The sequence below is a fragment of the Actinacidiphila polyblastidii genome, from assembly GCF_036353415.1.
Classification (GTDB): Bacteria; Actinomycetota; Actinomycetes; order Streptomycetales; family Streptomycetaceae; genus Actinacidiphila; species Actinacidiphila polyblastidii.
Map to the genome: position 1 here is coordinate 80,450 of NZ_JAZEWV010000020.1, position 14,851 is coordinate 95,300.

At 73.1% G+C, this 14,851-nt stretch carries 15 protein-coding genes and 3 tRNA genes; 12 read left to right on the plus strand and 6 right to left on the minus strand.

Annotated features, from left to right (window positions below):
• The first annotated feature begins 33 nt into the window (after window positions 1-33).
• Window positions 34-936, plus strand: a complete 903-nt coding sequence (locus V2S66_RS22410) for a phosphoribosylaminoimidazolesuccinocarboxamide synthase (protein WP_330797752.1) — start codon at window positions 34-36, stop codon at window positions 934-936.
• 60 nt (window positions 937-996) lie between these two features.
• Here V2S66_RS22410 and V2S66_RS22415 read toward each other — a convergent pair.
• The 4 genes from V2S66_RS22415 to V2S66_RS22430 form a co-directional block, all read right to left on the minus strand.
• A tRNA-Gly gene (locus tag V2S66_RS22415) sits at window positions 997-1,072 on the minus strand.
• Between the two features lie 124 nt (window positions 1,073-1,196).
• A tRNA-Gly gene (locus V2S66_RS22420) sits at window positions 1,197-1,272 on the minus strand.
• A gap of 41 nt (window positions 1,273-1,313) precedes the next feature.
• Window positions 1,314-1,385 (minus strand) — tRNA-Gly (locus V2S66_RS22425).
• A 151-nt stretch (window positions 1,386-1,536) separates the two neighbouring features.
• On the minus strand, window positions 1,537-1,854 hold the full coding sequence (locus V2S66_RS22430; protein ID WP_326450032.1) for a histone-like nucleoid-structuring protein Lsr2: 318 nt from the start codon (window positions 1,852-1,854) through the stop codon (window positions 1,537-1,539).
• Between the two features lie 307 nt (window positions 1,855-2,161).
• On the opposite strand from V2S66_RS22430, the gene purS reads away from it, so the two are divergent.
• From purS to purM, 10 genes are all read left to right on the plus strand, one after another.
• The gene (purS, locus tag V2S66_RS22435) at window positions 2,162-2,407 is read left to right on the plus strand and encodes a phosphoribosylformylglycinamidine synthase subunit PurS (RefSeq protein WP_330797758.1); all 246 of its coding nucleotides are present in this window, start codon (window positions 2,162-2,164) and stop codon (window positions 2,405-2,407) included.
• Entirely contained in the window at window positions 2,404-3,108 is a 705-nt protein-coding gene (gene purQ, locus V2S66_RS22440) for a phosphoribosylformylglycinamidine synthase subunit PurQ (RefSeq protein WP_330797760.1), read from the plus strand. The genes purS and purQ overlap by 4 nt, the downstream gene beginning before the upstream one ends.
• A gap of 5 nt (window positions 3,109-3,113) precedes the next feature.
• Window positions 3,114-5,363 (plus strand): phosphoribosylformylglycinamidine synthase subunit PurL, encoded by a 2,250-nt coding sequence (gene purL, locus V2S66_RS22445; protein WP_330797816.1) that lies wholly within the window; start codon window positions 3,114-3,116, stop codon window positions 5,361-5,363.
• A gap of 194 nt (window positions 5,364-5,557) precedes the next feature.
• The gene (locus V2S66_RS22450; protein ID WP_330797762.1) at window positions 5,558-6,436 is read left to right on the plus strand and encodes a DUF3592 domain-containing protein; all 879 of its coding nucleotides are present in this window, start codon (window positions 5,558-5,560) and stop codon (window positions 6,434-6,436) included.
• Window positions 6,437-6,945: 509 nt separating this feature from the next.
• On the plus strand, window positions 6,946-7,425 hold the full coding sequence (locus tag V2S66_RS22455; protein WP_413966456.1) for a PGPGW domain-containing protein: 480 nt from the start codon (window positions 6,946-6,948) through the stop codon (window positions 7,423-7,425).
• A gap of 143 nt (window positions 7,426-7,568) precedes the next feature.
• Window positions 7,569-7,772 carry a DUF4177 domain-containing protein gene (locus V2S66_RS22460; protein WP_330797764.1) on the plus strand — a complete coding sequence of 68 codons (204 nt, stop codon included), beginning with the start codon at window positions 7,569-7,571 and terminating at the stop codon, window positions 7,770-7,772.
• Window positions 7,773-7,863: 91 nt separating this feature from the next.
• Window positions 7,864-8,667, plus strand: coding sequence for a sterol carrier family protein (locus tag V2S66_RS22465; protein ID WP_330797766.1), 804 nt, complete (start codon window positions 7,864-7,866; stop codon window positions 8,665-8,667).
• A 76-nt stretch (window positions 8,668-8,743) separates the two neighbouring features.
• Window positions 8,744-9,133 carry a PH domain-containing protein gene (locus V2S66_RS22470; protein WP_330797768.1) on the plus strand — a complete coding sequence of 130 codons (390 nt, stop codon included), beginning with the start codon at window positions 8,744-8,746 and terminating at the stop codon, window positions 9,131-9,133.
• Between the two features lie 115 nt (window positions 9,134-9,248).
• Window positions 9,249-10,766 (plus strand): amidophosphoribosyltransferase, encoded by a 1,518-nt coding sequence (gene purF, locus V2S66_RS22475; protein WP_330797771.1) that lies wholly within the window; start codon window positions 9,249-9,251, stop codon window positions 10,764-10,766.
• A 90-nt stretch (window positions 10,767-10,856) separates the two neighbouring features.
• A complete protein-coding gene (gene purM, locus V2S66_RS22480) occupies window positions 10,857-11,924 on the plus strand; it encodes a phosphoribosylformylglycinamidine cyclo-ligase (RefSeq protein WP_330797773.1) in 1,068 nt (355 codons plus the stop codon).
• 125 nt (window positions 11,925-12,049) lie between these two features.
• On the opposite strand, the gene V2S66_RS22485 is transcribed toward purM, so the two are convergent.
• Both V2S66_RS22485 and V2S66_RS22490 read right to left on the minus strand, forming a co-directional pair.
• Window positions 12,050-12,307 (minus strand): DUF3073 domain-containing protein, encoded by a 258-nt coding sequence (locus V2S66_RS22485; RefSeq protein WP_330797774.1) that lies wholly within the window; start codon window positions 12,305-12,307, stop codon window positions 12,050-12,052.
• 269 nt (window positions 12,308-12,576) lie between these two features.
• Window positions 12,577-13,728 (minus strand): Leu/Phe/Val dehydrogenase, encoded by a 1,152-nt coding sequence (locus V2S66_RS22490; protein ID WP_330797775.1) that lies wholly within the window; start codon window positions 13,726-13,728, stop codon window positions 12,577-12,579.
• A 266-nt stretch (window positions 13,729-13,994) separates the two neighbouring features.
• Here V2S66_RS22490 and V2S66_RS22495 point away from each other — a divergent pair, with 266 nt between their 5' ends.
• Window positions 13,995-14,840 (plus strand): hypothetical protein, encoded by an 846-nt coding sequence (locus V2S66_RS22495; protein ID WP_330797777.1) that lies wholly within the window; start codon window positions 13,995-13,997, stop codon window positions 14,838-14,840.
• Window positions 14,841-14,851 lie beyond the last annotated feature (11 nt).

Consider the following 14,851-nt stretch of genomic DNA (forward strand, 5'->3'; position numbering starts at 1 on the left):
AGTGCGGAAAGCACCCACTGGGGAGGACCACCCATGCCCGGATTCGTCGACAAGCCCGAGCCGCTCCAGGTGCCGGGCCTTGTCCATCTGCACACCGGCAAGGTGCGCGACCTGTACCAGAACGCCGCCGGGGAGCTGGTGATGGTGGCCAGCGACCGCACCTCGGTCTACGACTGGGTGCTGCCGACCGCCGTCCCCGACAAGGGGCGCATCCTCACCCAGCTGTCGCTGTGGTGGTTCGACCAGCTCGCCGACCTGGTGCCGAACCATGTGATCTCCACCGAGGTGCCCGAGGGCGCCCCGGCCGACTGGGCGGGCCGCACCATGGTGTGCCGTTCGCTGCGGATGGTTCCGGTGGAGTGCGTCGCGCGCGGCTATCTGACCGGCTCCGGGCTCGCCGAGTACGAGGAGCACCGCACGGTGTGCGGACTGGCGCTGCCCGAGGGCCTGGTGGACGGCTCCGAGCTGCCCGCGGCGATCTTCACCCCGGCCACCAAGGCCGCCGTCGGCGACCACGACGAGAACGTGGCGTACGAGGAGGTGGCCCGCCAGGTCGGCGCGGAGACGGCCGCCCTGCTGCGGCAGACCACCCTGGCGGTCTACTCGCGGGCCAGGGACGTCGCCAGGGACCGCGGGATCGTCCTGGCGGACACCAAGTTCGAGTTCGGCTTCGACGAGCAGGACGCCCTGGTGATCGCGGACGAGGTGCTCACCCCGGACTCCTCGCGCTTCTGGCCGGCCGACCTGTGGGAGCCCGGCCACGCCCAGCCGTCGTTCGACAAGCAGTTCGTGCGGGACTGGCTGACCTCCGACGCCTCGGGCTGGGACCGGCACGCCGAGCAGCCGCCGCCCGCGCTGCCGGCCGAGATCGTCGAGCAGTCCCGGGCGCGCTACGTGGAGGCGTACGAGCGGCTGACCGGCACCAGCTGGTCGTAGCGGCGCGTCGCAGCCCGCAAAACGCGAAGGCCCCGGTCGGGATGACCGGGGCCTTCGCCATGGAGCGGACGACGAGATTCGAACTCGCGACCCTCACCTTGGCAAGGTGATGCTCTACCAACTGAGCCACGTCCGCAGGGCGTGCAGACACTGTACCCGACACCCCGCGGTTCACCGAAACGGGTTGACGACCCTGCTCTGGAGCCGGGCGGGAACGGGAACGCCGAAGGCCCCGGTCGGGATGACCGGGGCCTTCGTCATGGAGCGGACGACGAGATTCGAACTCGCGACCCTCACCTTGGCAAGGTGATGCTCTACCAACTGAGCCACGTCCGCACGTGCTGCGACCACTGTACCAGTGAGGTTTCAGTGACCAGAGCGGGTGACAGGAATTGCACACTGCGCCTCCCCCCTGGAAGGGGGGCGCTCTACTACTGAGCTACACCCGCGCGCTCCGTTGACCTGGCCTTTCGGCCCTGCCCTCGGCGTGCTCCACACACTAGCGGACGTGAGGGGGTGGCTGTCCAATCGACTCGGGCGGCCGGGTCGCGGTGTCGCCCGCGTCCCCGCCCGCCCGTCGACCGTGCGCCAACCCGAGGCTCAGCTGGCCCGGTTGAAGGCTTCGTAGACCTTCTTCGGGATGCGGCCGCGGGCCGGCACCTCGAAGCCGTTGGACTGGGCCCAGGCCCGCACGGTGGCGGGCGTCGGGGCGATCGGGGTGCGCTTGTAGGCGCGGCCGGAAAGGGTGCGCCTGCGGCCGGCCTCCACGTAAGGCGCGAGTTCCTTGCGCAACTTGTCCGCATTCTCGGACGAGAGGTCGATCTCGTACCACTGCCCGTCCACGCCGAAAGCGATGGTTTCCTCGGCTTGGCCGCCGTCCAGATCGTCGGCGAGGGTGACCAGTACGCGTTGCGCCATAAGGTTCGGTCCTTTCATTACGCCATCGGCTCGCCGGGCGACGGCGACAGGGGTGCCCGGTGTTGCTGTTGCAGATAATTCCCTTGGAAGGGGCGCCGCAAGCGTCAACGACGCGTCACTTCGCACGGGGACCCTATGTTTTCTGCGGGGGCCAGCCCAAGCATTTCGTCAGCCGATACATAAACGTGATCAGGGATCAACGTCTGCACTCCCCCCCTTGTTGCGCCGCGGCGGGATATCAACGCGCGTAGATTCTCGCACCGGGTACGCTGAGAGAACCTCACGCACCACACCACCGGGAGTGCCAGTGGCACGCGTCGTAGTCGACGTCATGCTCAAGCCGGAGATCCTCGACCCCCAGGGCCAGGCGGTGCAGCGAGCGCTGCCGCGCCTGGGCTTCGACGGGATCTCCGACGTACGTCAGGGAAAGCGCTTTGAACTGGAGGTCGACGGTCCGGTCGACGACGCCGCGCTGGCCCGCATTCGGGAGATGGCGGAAACGTTTCTCGCCAACACCGTGATCGAGGACTTCAATGTAAAGGTGGAGTCGTGACTGCACGCATTGGCGTCGTCACATTCCCGGGAACGCTCGACGACCGCGACACTCAGCGCGCCGTCCGGGTCGCCGGCGCCGAAGCCGTGCCGCTGTGGCACCGCGACAAGGACCTGAAGCAGGTCGACGCGGTCGTGCTGCCCGGCGGGTTCAGTTACGGCGACTATCTGCGGGCCGGCGCGATCTCCCGTTTCTCGCCGGTGATGGCGACGATCATCGGCCAGGCGAAGGCCGGAATGCCGGTGCTGGGCATCTGCAACGGTTTCCAGGTGCTCTGCGAGGCGCACCTGCTGCCGGGCGCGATGCTGCGCAACACCGAACTCCACTTCGTCTGCCGCGACCAGCGGCTCCGGGTGGAGACCGCCGCCACCGCCTGGACCGCGGACTACGCCGCCGGCCAGGAGATCTCCATCCCGCTGAAGAACATCGACGGCCGCTACACCGCCGACGAGCACACCCTGGACGAGCTGGAGGCCGAGGGCCGCGTCGCGTTCCGCTACGCGACCGCGGGCGCCACCGCCGACGGCTACGGCAACCCCAACGGGTCGCTGCGCGACATCGCCGGCATCACCAACGCGGCCGGCAACGTGGTCGGCCTCATGCCGCACCCCGAGCACGCCGTGGAACCCCTGGTGGGCACCGGCCGCACCGACGGCCTCGGGTTCTTCACCTCGGTACTCAAGAAGCTGGTCACCGCATGAGCCGCATGAGCCTCGACACCGTCAAGCAGGCGGAGCAGACCCCGGAGGCCGACCAGCCCTGGAAGGAACTCGGCCTCAAGCAGGACGAGTACGAGCGCATCCGGGAGATCCTCGGCCGCCGCCCGACCGGCGCCGAGCTGGCGATGTACTCGGTGATGTGGTCGGAGCACTGCTCGTACAAGTCGAGCAAGGTGCACCTGAAGCAGTTCGGCGAGAAGGCCCCGCAGACCGACGCGCTGCTCGTCGGCATCGGCGAGAACGCCGGCGTGGTCGACGTCGGCCAGGGCTACGCCGTCACCTTCAAGATCGAGTCGCACAACCACCCGTCGTACATCGAGCCCTACCAGGGCGCGGCGACCGGCGTCGGCGGCATCGTGCGCGACATCCTCGCGATGGGCGCCCGCCCGGTCGCGGTGATGGACCCGCTGAGGTTCGGCGCGGCCGACCACCCCGACACCAAGCGGGTGCTGCCCGGCGTGGTCGCGGGCATCGGCGGCTACGGCAACTGCCTGGGCCTGCCCAACATCGGCGGCGAGGTCGTCTTCGACCCCTGCTACCAGGGCAACCCGCTGGTCAACGCGCTCTGCGTGGGCGTGATGAAGCACGAGGACATCCACCTCGCCAAGGCGTCGGGCGCCGGCAACAAGGTGATCCTCTACGGTGCGCGCACCGGCGGCGACGGCATCGGCGGCGTCTCGGTGCTCGCCTCGGAGACCTTCGACTCCACCGGCCCCTCGCGGCGGCCCGCGGTCCAGGTCGGCGACCCCTTCCAGGAGAAGCTCCTCATCGAGTGCACCCTGGAGATCTTCCGCGAGAAGCTCGTCGCGGGCATCCAGGACCTCGGCGGCGCGGGTCTGTCCTGCGCCACCTCCGAGCTGGCCAGCGCCGGCTCCGGCGGGATGCGGGTCGAACTGGACACCGTGCCGCTGCGCGACGCGACGCTCTCGCCCGAGGAGATCCTCATGAGCGAGTCGCAGGAGCGGATGTGCGCGATCGTCGAGCCCGGCAAGGTCGACCGCTTCCTGGAGATCTGCGAGAAGTGGGACGTCATCGCCACCGTCATCGGTGAGGTCACCGAGGGCACCCGGCTGGAGATCTTCTGGCACGGCGAGCAGATCGTCGACGTGCCGCCGCGGTCCGTCGCCCACGAGGGCCCGACCTACCAGCGCCCCTACGCGCGCCCGCAGTGGCAGGACGCGCTGCAGGCCGACCACGCGGGCCTGCTGGCCCGCCCCGCGGACGCCGCGGAACTGCGCGCGCAGGTGCTCGCGCTCGTCGGCTCGCCCAACCAGGCGTCCAAGGCGTGGGTCACCGACCAGTACGACCGCTTCGTGCAGGGCAACACGGTGCTCGCGCAGCCCGAGGACTCCGGCATCGTGCGGATCGACGAGGACACCAACCTCGGCGTCGCCATCGCCACCGACGGCAACGGCCGGTACGCGAAGCTCGACCCCTACACCGGCGCGCAGCTCGCGCTCGCCGAGGCGTACCGCAACGTCGCGGCGACCGGGGCGAAGCCGCTGGCCATCTCCGACTGCCTCAACTTCGGCTCGCCGGAGGACCCCGCGGTCATGTGGCAGTTCGCCGAGGCCACCCGCGGGCTCGCCGACGGCTGCCTGACCCTGGGCACGCCCGTCACCGGCGGCAACGTCTCGCTCTACAACCAGACCGGCGAGGTGGCGATCCACCCGACGCCCGTCGTCGCGGTGCTCGGCGTGATCGACGACGTGACCCGGCGCACCCCGATCGCCTTCGCCGACGAGGGCCACCTCCTCTACCTGCTCGGCGACACCCGGGACGAGCTGAGCGGCTCGGCGTGGGCGCAGGTCGTCCACGACCACCTCGGCGGGCTGCCGCCGGCGGTGGACCTGGAGCGCGAGCGGCTGCTCGGCGAGATCCTGATCTCGGCGTCGCGCGACGGCATGGTCGACGCCGCGCACGACCTGTCCGACGGCGGCCTGATCCAGGCGGTCACCGAGTCCTGCCTGCGCGGCGGCCTCGGCGCGCGGCTGGTGGTGCCGGACGGGCTCGACGCCTTCACCTTCCTGTTCTCCGAGTCCGCGGGCCGCGCGGTGGTGGCCGTGCCGCGCTCGGAGGAGCTGCGCTTCACCGACATGTGCGGTGCGCGCGGCCTCCCGGCCACCCGGATCGGCGTCGTCGACGGCGACGCGATCGACGTCCAGGGCCAGTTCGCGCTGCCGCTCGCGGAGCTGCGCGCCGCCCACGAGTCGGCGATCCCGGCGCTGCTCGCGTAGCCCGCGCGGCAGGCCCCGACGCACGCCCCAGGGGCGCCCCGGAAACCTCCGGGGCGCCCCCTGGCGTGTCCGCCCGCCCGGCGGGCCGGCGAAGGCGGGCCCGCTGTCGAACACCGCCACGGAGCTGGCCCGCGGAGGCAACCAGGTGGGACGGTGGGGCGTCCTGCGGGGTGGGGAAAGGGGCGGGGTGCGCGGTGACGTACTGGGTGGGGTGCGCGGTGTGGTGCGGGTTGTTCGGAGTCCTCGTACTGGTCGGGGCGTGGCGGTACGCGACGCGGGGCACCTGGCAGCGGCGCGGGGTCGCGCGGGTGCTGCGGGTGTGGGAGGCCGACCAGGCCAAGGGGTGGGGGAACGGCGTCCCCGCCGAGGTGTCCTTCGTGGACCCGGTGACCGGCGAGGAGCGCGTCGGCACCACCCACGGCGGCGGCGGCCGCTGCGGACTGCTCGGCGCGGCCTGGCCGGGGCGCGAGGTCACCGTCTGGGTGCGGACCCGGCGGCCCGACATCTTCCGGGTGGCCGCCGAGCCCGCCACCTTCGTGCTGCGCCACGGCCTGCTCGGCATCCCGGCCGTCGCGCTCCCCGTCTTCCCGCTGTTCCGGCTGGTGCTGGGCGCGGACGGGGACGTCGGCGTCGAGGCGCTGTTCCTGCTCTCGCTGGGCACCGTGTGGACGGCGGTCACCTTCGTCGTCTTCGCCGGCGAGCTGCGCGAGACGCGCCGCCGCGCCCGCGCGCTGCGCACCGAGCCGGTCCGCACGACCGGGCGGGTCATCGCCACGCGTGAGGCGTGGCGGCCCGAGGAGGACCGCGGGCACGTCGGCAACGACACCCCGGTCGTGGCCTTCACGACCCTCGACCGGCGCGAGGTCACCGCCGTCTGCGAGCTGACGCTGCGCACCAACGTCGAGCGCGTCGGCGGCGAGGTCCCGCTGCTCTACGCCGCGTCCTGCCCCGAGTACGTCGTCGTCGACCGCCACCCCCGCGCCGTCTCCGACGGCACCGCCCTGTGGGCCGCCGTCATCGCCGCCCTCCTCGTCTCCGCCGCCGCCCTCACCGCCGGCATCTGCATGACCTGACCGGCCGCTCGGGGCGCGGGGCCGTCTGTGCGGGGGCGGTTGCCGCCGTCGCACAGACGGCCCCGCGCCACCGGCCGGTGCGGCGCGACGCCTGGCGCGTTCCGGGCGCGGCCCGGGTTCTTCGGGGGCGCGGGGAACGGCGCGGCCAGCCACGACGGCTGCTGCACGTCGCCACCGGCCCGAGGGGGCTGTCGCGGTCGCGGACCGGGCCACCGGGGGCGGGCGGGTCCACCGCGCCGCGTCCTCGCCGCCTCCGTGCGCCGCCGGTTCGTCGGCGCGACGTCCCGCTCCGTCCGGCGCGGATCGATCCGCGCCGGGATCGCGGTGAGCAGGTGCACCACGGCGTCCGGCGCGGCCTGCCGTACCGCGGCGCCCGGCCGCTCCGCGTCCAGCGCGTCCACGGCGACCGCCCGTACCCCGCCGGCTGCGGCCCGGCCACCGCGTGACAGCTTCCGGCGTGACACGGCTCATGTCCCGGTTCGGGGCGGGCGCCCGGTTACGGTGGCCGGGTGAGCGCAGCACGGCGGGCCGACGGGCAGGGAACGCGGGCCGGACGGCGGCGGCAGGACCGGCCGCCGCACCCGGTGACGCGGATCGTGCTGGGCGCCGCGGGGGGCGTGGTGGTGCTGGTCGGCCTCGCGCTGCTGGTGCTGCCGGGTCCTGGCCTGCTGCTGGTGCTCGCCGGGCTGATCCTGCTGGGCCGCGCCGTCCCGGCGGTCGCCCGGTTCGAGGAGCCGGTGCGGAAGAAGGCCATGGAGGGCGTCGAGGCGAGCGTCGCGTCGCGCTGGCGGATCGCCGGGTCGCTGCTGGCGGGGCTCGGCCTGATCGGCGCGGGCGTCGTGTGGGGCGTGCGCGCGCTGTCCTGGCTGCCGTTCGCCGGCTGGAGCACCGGGTCCAGCCTCATCCTCTCCGGGCTGATCCTGCTCGGGCTGCTGCTCTGGAGCCACCGGCGGGTGCACGGCGCCGGGGGCCGGTCCGACGACGCGTAGGCGCAGGCGTACGCGTTCCGACTCCCCCGACACGTGAGGGGCGTCGCCCCCCGCCCGTCGACGCCCTGCCCGCACCCGTTCGTGGTTGGCTGTCCCCGCCACACGTACGACCGTACGAACGGAACAACTGCGAAGGGCCCGGCATGTACGAGTACAAGGTCGTCTCTTTCCGCGAGTCGCTCATCGGCGACGCTCTGGACGGCGACAAGCTGGAGAAGACGCTCAACAAGCAGGCGGAGGACGGCTGGGCGCTGAAGGCCGTCACGGCCGCCGACGTCAAGGGCCGGATAGGCCCCGGCGCCGTCGAGGGCCTGCTGCTCACCTTCGAGCGGCCGCGCCAGGGCTGACCGCGGACCCGCGGCGCGGCCGGCCGGCGCCCGATGGGCGGTCCCGGCCGGCCGCGCCGGCCGTGTCGGCGCCGGCGGATAGGGTCGGGGGATGCCGCCCGCCAGCCGCCGCGCCCGCACCTACGACCCCGACAGGACCTGGGCCGCGCTCACCGCGCAGGTGGGCCATCTGCAGCAGGCCGTACGGCGGTTGACCCCCGCCCAGTGGGACGCCCCGAGCGGGCTGCCGGGGTGGGACGTACGGCTGCTGGTCGTGCACGTCGTGCGGCAGGTCGAGGCGCTGCGGACGCTGCTCGCGGAGGAGCCCGCGCCGCCCGGCACGCCGGTGACCTCCCTCGACCTGTGGGCGCTGTCCACCGCCGACATCGCCGACCGGCTGGACGCCGCGACCCGGGAGCAGGCCGCGCACACCGCCGACCCGGTGGCCGCACTGGACGCCGAGGCCGCGCTGCTGCCCGCCCAGCGGGCGGAGGCGCTGCGCGCCGACCGCCTCACCGCCCGGCCGTTCTCCGGGATGCGCGCCGCGGACTTCACCGTGACCCGCCTCGTCGAGCTGGTCGTGCACAGCGACGACCTGAGCCGGGCGACCGGCCTGGACGTGCCGCTGGACCGGCAGGCGCTCGCGGCGGCGACCCGGCTGCTGGCCGACGCGCTGGCCGCGAAGGCCCCCGGCAACTCCGTGGAGGTGCGGGTGCCGCCGTACGCGGCGGTGCAGTGCGTCGCCGGCCCCCGCCACACCCGCGGCACCCCGCCGAACGTGGTGGAGACCGACCCGCGCACCTGGATCCGGCTGGCCACCGGGCGCGTCTCCTGGAGTGCGGCCCTGGACACCGCGGCGATCGCGGCCAGCGGCGAGCGCGCGGACCTGGGACCGTATCTGCCCGTGATGGGCTGACGGAGGGGGAGGAGCGGACATGGGTCCGGGTACGTCGGTGCGCACCCGGTGACGGCCGGGCGCCGGCGCGTGGCTGGTGGCCGCGGGGCCGGTCGTCGTCGCGGCGAGCACGGTCCAGGAGGACCTGACGCGCACTCCCGCGTGGTGGTGGCTGCCGGTGGAGGCGCTGGGGCTCGCCGGCTGCGCCTGGCTCGCGCTGAGGATGCTGCTGTGGCGGATCACCGCCACCCCGCAGGGCCTGCGCGTGCGGCGGCTGCGCAGGGAGACGCTGCTGCCGTGGGCGGAGGTCACCGAGGTGACCGGGAACGGCGCCGGCGCCCTCACGTTCGTCGGGGCGTGCGCAGGCCCGGCCACGGCCGGGGGCGGCCGCGTGGTGCTCGACTACGCAGGGTTCCCGCGCTCGCGCGGAACCGCCGGCGAGATCACCGCGCTGATCCGCGACCCCGCACTGCGGCCGACCGGGTAAGCGCCCCGGGCATACGTCACACGGCCTTGCGCCGCAAGGCACTACGCGCATAGAGCCACGGATTCGAAGGGTCCCTCGTTCGGACGATCGGCAATCCTGCCCTAGACTCGTCATCGTGCCTCGTGGTGACGGACGACTCAGCCACGACCTGCTCCCCGGCGAGAAGGGCCCCCAGGACGCTTGCGGCGTCTTCGGGGTCTGGGCGCCGGGCGAAGAGGTCGCCAAGCTCACCTATTTCGGGCTGTACGCCCTGCAGCACCGCGGACAGGAGTCCGCGGGCATCGCAGTGAGCAACGGCTCCCAGATCCTCGTCTTCAAGGACATGGGGCTTGTCTCCCAGGTCTTCGACGAGACCTCCCTCGGCTCGCTGACCGGCCACATCGCCGTCGGCCACGCGCGCTACTCGACGACCGGCGCCTCCGTGTGGGAGAACGCCCAGCCGACCTTCCGCGCCACCGGGCACGGCTCCATCGCGCTCGGCCACAACGGCAACCTGGTGAACACCGCGGAGCTGGCCGAGATGGTCGCCGCGCTGCCGCAGAAGCCGGGCCGGGCGACGAAGGTCGCCGCGACCAACGACACCGACCTGATCACCGCGCTGCTCGCCGGCCAGACCGCGCCGGACGGCACCCCGCTGTCCGTCGAGGACGCCGCGCCGCAGGTGCTGCCGAAGATCAAGGGCGCCTTCAGCCTCGTCTACATGGACGAGCACACCCTCTACGCGGCCCGCGACCCGCAGGGCATCCGCCCGCTGGTGCTGGGCCGCCTGGAGCGCGGCTGGGTGGTCGCCTCGGAGTCCGCCGCCCTCGACATCTGCGGCGCCAGCTTCGTCCGGGAGATCGAGCCCGGCGAGCTGATCGCCATCGACGAGCAGGGCCTGCGCTCCTCCCGCTTCGCCGACGCCCGCCCCAAGGGCTGCGTCTTCGAGTACGTCTACCTGGCCCGCCCCGACACCGACATCGCGGGCCGCAACGTCTACCTCTCCCGGGTCGAGATGGGCCGCAGGCTGGCCCAGGAGGCCCCGGTCGAGGCCGACCTGGTGATACCGACCCCGGAGTCGGGCACGCCGGCCGCGGTCGGCTACGCCGAGGCCAGCGGCATCCCGTACGGCTCGGGCCTGGTGAAGAACTCCTACGTCGGCCGGACCTTCATCCAGCCCTCGCAGACCATCAGGCAGCTCGGCATCCGGCTCAAGCTCAACCCGCTGAAGGAAGTCATCCGCGGCAAGCGCCTCGTCGTGGTGGACGACTCCATCGTCCGCGGCAACACCCAGCGCGCCCTGGTGCGGATGCTCCGGGAGGCCGGCGCCGCCGAGGTGCACGTGCGGATCTCCTCGCCGCCGGTGAAGTGGCCGTGCTTCTTCGGCATCGACTTCGCCACCCGCGCGGAGCTGATCGCCAACGGCATGAGCGTGGCGGAGATCGGCGCCTCGCTCGGCGCCGACTCGCTCGCGTACATCTCGCTGGACGCCATGGTCGAGGCGACCACCATCGCCAAGCCGAACCTGTGCCGCGCCTGCTTCGACGGCGAGTACCCGATGGACCTGCCCGACCCCGAGCTGCTCGGCAAGCAGCTGCTCGAGGTGGAGCTGGCCGGGGGCGCGGACGCGGCGGACGCGCTGCGCAGGCCGTGAACGGCCCGCTCGGACCGCTCGGCCCCGGCTGCTGCCGGCCGGGCCCGCCGCCGCACCCCGGCATCACCCCACGACACGAAAGTGCCAGCCATGTCTGAGTCAACCGGTGCCAGCTACGCCGCCGCGGGCGTCGACATCGAGGCGGGCGACCGCGCCGTCGCCCTGATGAAGGAGTGGGTCGGCAAGGCCACCCGGCCCGAGGTGGTCGGCGGTCTCGGCGGCTTCGCCGGGCTCTTCGACGCGTCCGCACTCAAGCGGTACGAGCGCCCGCTGCTCGCCTCGGCGACCGACGGCGTCGGCACCAAGGTCGACGTGGCCCGGCGGATGGGCGTGTACGACACCATCGGGCACGACCTGGTCGGCATGGTGGTGGACGACCTGGTGGTGTGCGGCGCGGAGCCGCTGTTCATGACCGACTACATCTGCGTCGGCAAGGTGCACCCCGAGCGTGTCGCGGCGATCGTCAAGGGCATCGCCGAGGGCTGCGTGCTGGCCGGCTGCGCGCTGGTCGGCGGCGAGACCGCCGAGCACCCGGGGCTGCTGGGCGCCGACGAGTTCGACGTGGCGGGCGCCGGCACCGGCGTGGTCGAGGCGGACCGGCTGCTGGGCCCGGACCGCATCCGGATGGGGGACGCGGTCATCGCCATCGAGTCCTCGGGACTTCACTCCAACGGGTACAGCCTGGTGCGGCACGTCTTCTTCGAGCGGGCCGGCTGGGAGCTGGACCGGCAGGTGCCGGAGTTCGGCCGCACGCTCGGCGAGGAGCTGCTGGAGCCGACCAGGATCTACTCGCTGGACTGCCTGGCGCTGGCCCGCACCACCGAGGTGCACGCCTTCTCGCACATCACCGGCGGCGGCCTCGCCAACAACCTGGCCCGGGTGATCCCGGACGGGCTGCACGCCACCGTCGACCGCTCCACCTGGACGCCGGCGCCGGTCTTCGGCACCGTCGGCGAGCTGGGCGGGGTCCACCGCCTCGAACTGGAGAAGACGCTGAACATGGGCGTCGGCATGGTCGCCGTGGTGCCCCAGGAGTCCGTCGAGGTGGCGCTGAGCGTGCTCGCCGACCGCGGCGTCGGCGCCTGGGTGGCCGGCGGCATCACGGCACGCGAAGATGGCGCGGCCACCGTCGAGCTGGTGGGCGACCACGCGCACTGAGATGCCCGCTGAGCCGCGCAGCGCGCCGCGGTCCCCCGGAGGTCTTCCGGGGGCACCGCCGGGCGCTGCGACCACGACGAAACCCGGTCCGGGGGTCCCCGGACCGGGTCAGCGCGTGAGCGGCGTCAAGCGCGGCGACGTTGGGAGGAGGACTGTGACTCGTCCTCGTCCTCCTCGTCGTCCTCGTTGTAAAGATCCGCGTACTGAGCGTACGGGTCGTCTTCCAACTCGTCGTCATCGTCCTCGACAGGCTCCGGATTAACCGGCCTCGACGGCGATGCGCCCAGCTCTTCGGCCAGACGTGAGAGATCCGTGCCGCCGCTGTTGTACTTCAGCTGGCGGGCGACCTTCGTCTGCTTGGCCTTGGCCCGGCCGCGCCCCATGGCTCGACCCCCTCAACGGCGGGGCTCGACGGCCCCGAGTCTTGACACGCGTTCATGAATCGGAGCGGTCTCCCCGGAGAGAGACCGGTCCGTAGGGCCTCAACGGTACCTGCTTCCGACGCCGCACGGTACGTCGCCCGCACGACGCGCGTCGGAACAGGTGCCATCAGCGGCCCTGTCCTGCCTGGTCAGGCCCGATTTTACCTTCTTCTAGCGCGAACTTGCTATCGGGCCGTGCTATCGGTCACGTGAATCACCCGGCACGCCCGTCACGAGGCCGCCGGACGGAGCCACTCCGAGGCCGGTGTGCGGTCCGCCATCCGCTGTTCCGCCAGCCGGTCCGCGGCCACCGCGGGCGGTACGCCGTCGGTCGCGGCCCGCTCGAAGATGGCCAGCGTGGTGTCGTAGATCCTCGTGGCCTTGGCCTTCGCCCGGTCGAAGTCGAAACCGGCCAGCTCGTCGGCGACCTGGATGACGCCGCCGGCGTTCACCACGTAGTCGGGCGCGTAGAGGACGCCGCGGTCGGCGAGGTCCTTCTCCACCCCGGGGTGGGCGAGCTGGTTGTTGGCGGCGCCGCAGACCACGCGGGCGGTGAGCGCGGCGACCGTGGCGTCGTCCAGGGCGTGGCCGAGGGCGCAGGGCGCGTAGACGTCGAGCGGCGAGCGCACCAGCACCTCAGCGTTCTCCACCGCGGTGACCTGCGGGTGACGGGAGGTGATCCGGGAGACGGCGTCCGCGCGGACGTCGGTGACGACCACCTCGGCGCCGTCCTCCACCAGGTGCTCGACCAGGTGGTGGCCGACCTTGCCGACGCCGGCCACGCCGACCCGGCGGCCGCGCAGCGTGGGCTCGCCCCAGCTGGCCCGCGCGGCGGCGCGCATGCCCTGGAAGACGCCGAAGGCGGTCAGCACGGAGGAGTCGCCCGCGCCGCCCTGCTCGGGGGAGCGGCCGGTGGTCCAGCGGTTCTCGCGGGCCACCACGTCCATGTCCGCGACGTAGGTGCCGACGTCGCACGCGGTGACGTAGCGGCCGCCGAGGGAGGCCACGAAGCGTCCGTAGGCGAGCAGCAGCTGCTCGGACTTGAGCGTGTCGGGGTCGCCGATGATCACGGCCTTGCCGCCGCCGAGGTCCAGCCCGGCGAGGGCGTTCTTGTAGGACATGCCGCGGGCGAGGTCGAGCGCGTCCTGGACGGCCTCCTCGTCGGAGGCGTAGGCGTGGAAGCGGGTGCCGCCGAGGGCGGGGCCCAGGGCGGTGGAGTGGAGCGCGATGACGGCCTTGAGGCCCGAGGCGCGGTCCTGGCAGAGAACGACCTGCTCGTGTCCGCCCTGCTCCGATCGGAACAGCGTGGCGAGGACGCCCTCGGTCGAGGCGTCCGGCGATGGCACGGTCTGTCGTACGTCGGTCACGGTGGTGACTCCCATAGTCCAGTGATCCCAGTGGTGGTGCATGGGCTCGCGCCCCCCGTACGGGTGGCGGAGGGCTTGATGGCCACAGCGTAGGCCCTGCGGCGCGGATCACGGAGGGGGCCAGGGGGGCGTTCCCGGCGTGATCGGGGCGGTCGGGGGAGCGCGCCGGCCGGCCCTGCCGTGATCCGCGCCAGTGGCCGGGATCACCTCCGGTGAGGGGGGCCGCGTGGGACGATCGAGGGGTCGGCCGGCCGGCGCGGCGCAGCGGCGAGGGAGCGGGTGTGGGCGGTTCACCGGTACTGGTCCCGTACGCGGCGTACTTGCGCGTGTACGAGCCGCTGGCGGCCTTCCCCGAGCCCGAACGCACCCACTGGTACCGGTATGCCGCGGCGGGCGCCGCGCGCACCGCACAGGACGAGCTGCGGCAGTCGCTGGCGGACCTGGTGCCGGTCCCGCCGGTGGCGGTTCCGGTGCACGAGAGCGGGGACGCCTTCGTCGCGGTCGTCGGCGGGGTCACGCACGTCTGCCCGTGGCGGACCAGGATGCGCGGCTGGCTGGCCCTGGAGCACGTCGGCGAGCTGCTGCCGGAGCCGGTGCTCGACGCGATGCTGCCGCCGGTGGTCCGGTTGCAGGCGGCGGCCGACCACGAGTCCTGGCGGGAGGCCAACCCGGACGCGCGGCCGTGGATCAGGTCGGCCACCTGGCACGTGCCGGTGCGCTGGTTCGTGCTCGTCGGCGACGACGAGCGGGAGTACGAGCCGGCCGGCGCGGGCGAGTCCAAGGAGCCGCTGCTGCGCTATCGGACGCCCATGGTGCAGGCCAGGCGGCGGGTGGCGCGGGCGCTGCGGGTGCTCAAGGACGCCCTGGAGGAGGGCCCGTTGATCGACGGGCTGATCGACGTGGGGCGCTGGCTGGAGGAGTTCCACCCGCGGTCGCTGGTGGAGCTGGACTACGGCGGCCTGGTCCACGTGATGGGCGCCGACCGGCTGCTGGAGGACCGCTCGGCGGCCGATGTGGCCGAGGGCCTGGCGGCGCTGCGCGAGGGCGACTCGGCCGCGGCCGGGGAGGCGTACGAGCGGCTGACCGACCGCTGGCGGGCGGTCCGGGAGATGCAGTTCGCCAACTGAGGCCGGGGGCA

Excerpts from the sequence above, each read along its gene's own strand:
- V2S66_RS22410 (WP_330797752.1), top strand. The coding sequence starts at position 34 with ATGCCCGGATTCGTCGACAAGCCCGAGCCGCTCCAGGTGCCGGGCCTT.
- V2S66_RS22430 (WP_326450032.1), bottom strand. The coding sequence starts at position 1,854 with ATGGCGCAACGCGTACTGGTCACCCTCGCCGACGATCTGGACGGCGGC.
- purL (WP_330797816.1), top strand. The coding sequence starts at position 3,114 with ATGAGCCTCGACACCGTCAAGCAGGCGGAGCAGACCCCGGAGGCCGAC.
- V2S66_RS22460 (WP_330797764.1), top strand. The coding sequence starts at position 7,569 with ATGTACGAGTACAAGGTCGTCTCTTTCCGCGAGTCGCTCATCGGCGAC.
- V2S66_RS22465 (WP_330797766.1), top strand. The coding sequence starts at position 7,864 with ATGCCGCCCGCCAGCCGCCGCGCCCGCACCTACGACCCCGACAGGACC.
- purM (WP_330797773.1), top strand. The coding sequence starts at position 10,857 with ATGTCTGAGTCAACCGGTGCCAGCTACGCCGCCGCGGGCGTCGACATC.
- V2S66_RS22485 (WP_330797774.1), bottom strand. The coding sequence starts at position 12,307 with ATGGGGCGCGGCCGGGCCAAGGCCAAGCAGACGAAGGTCGCCCGCCAG.
- V2S66_RS22490 (WP_330797775.1), bottom strand. The coding sequence starts at position 13,728 with ATGGGAGTCACCACCGTGACCGACGTACGACAGACCGTGCCATCGCCG.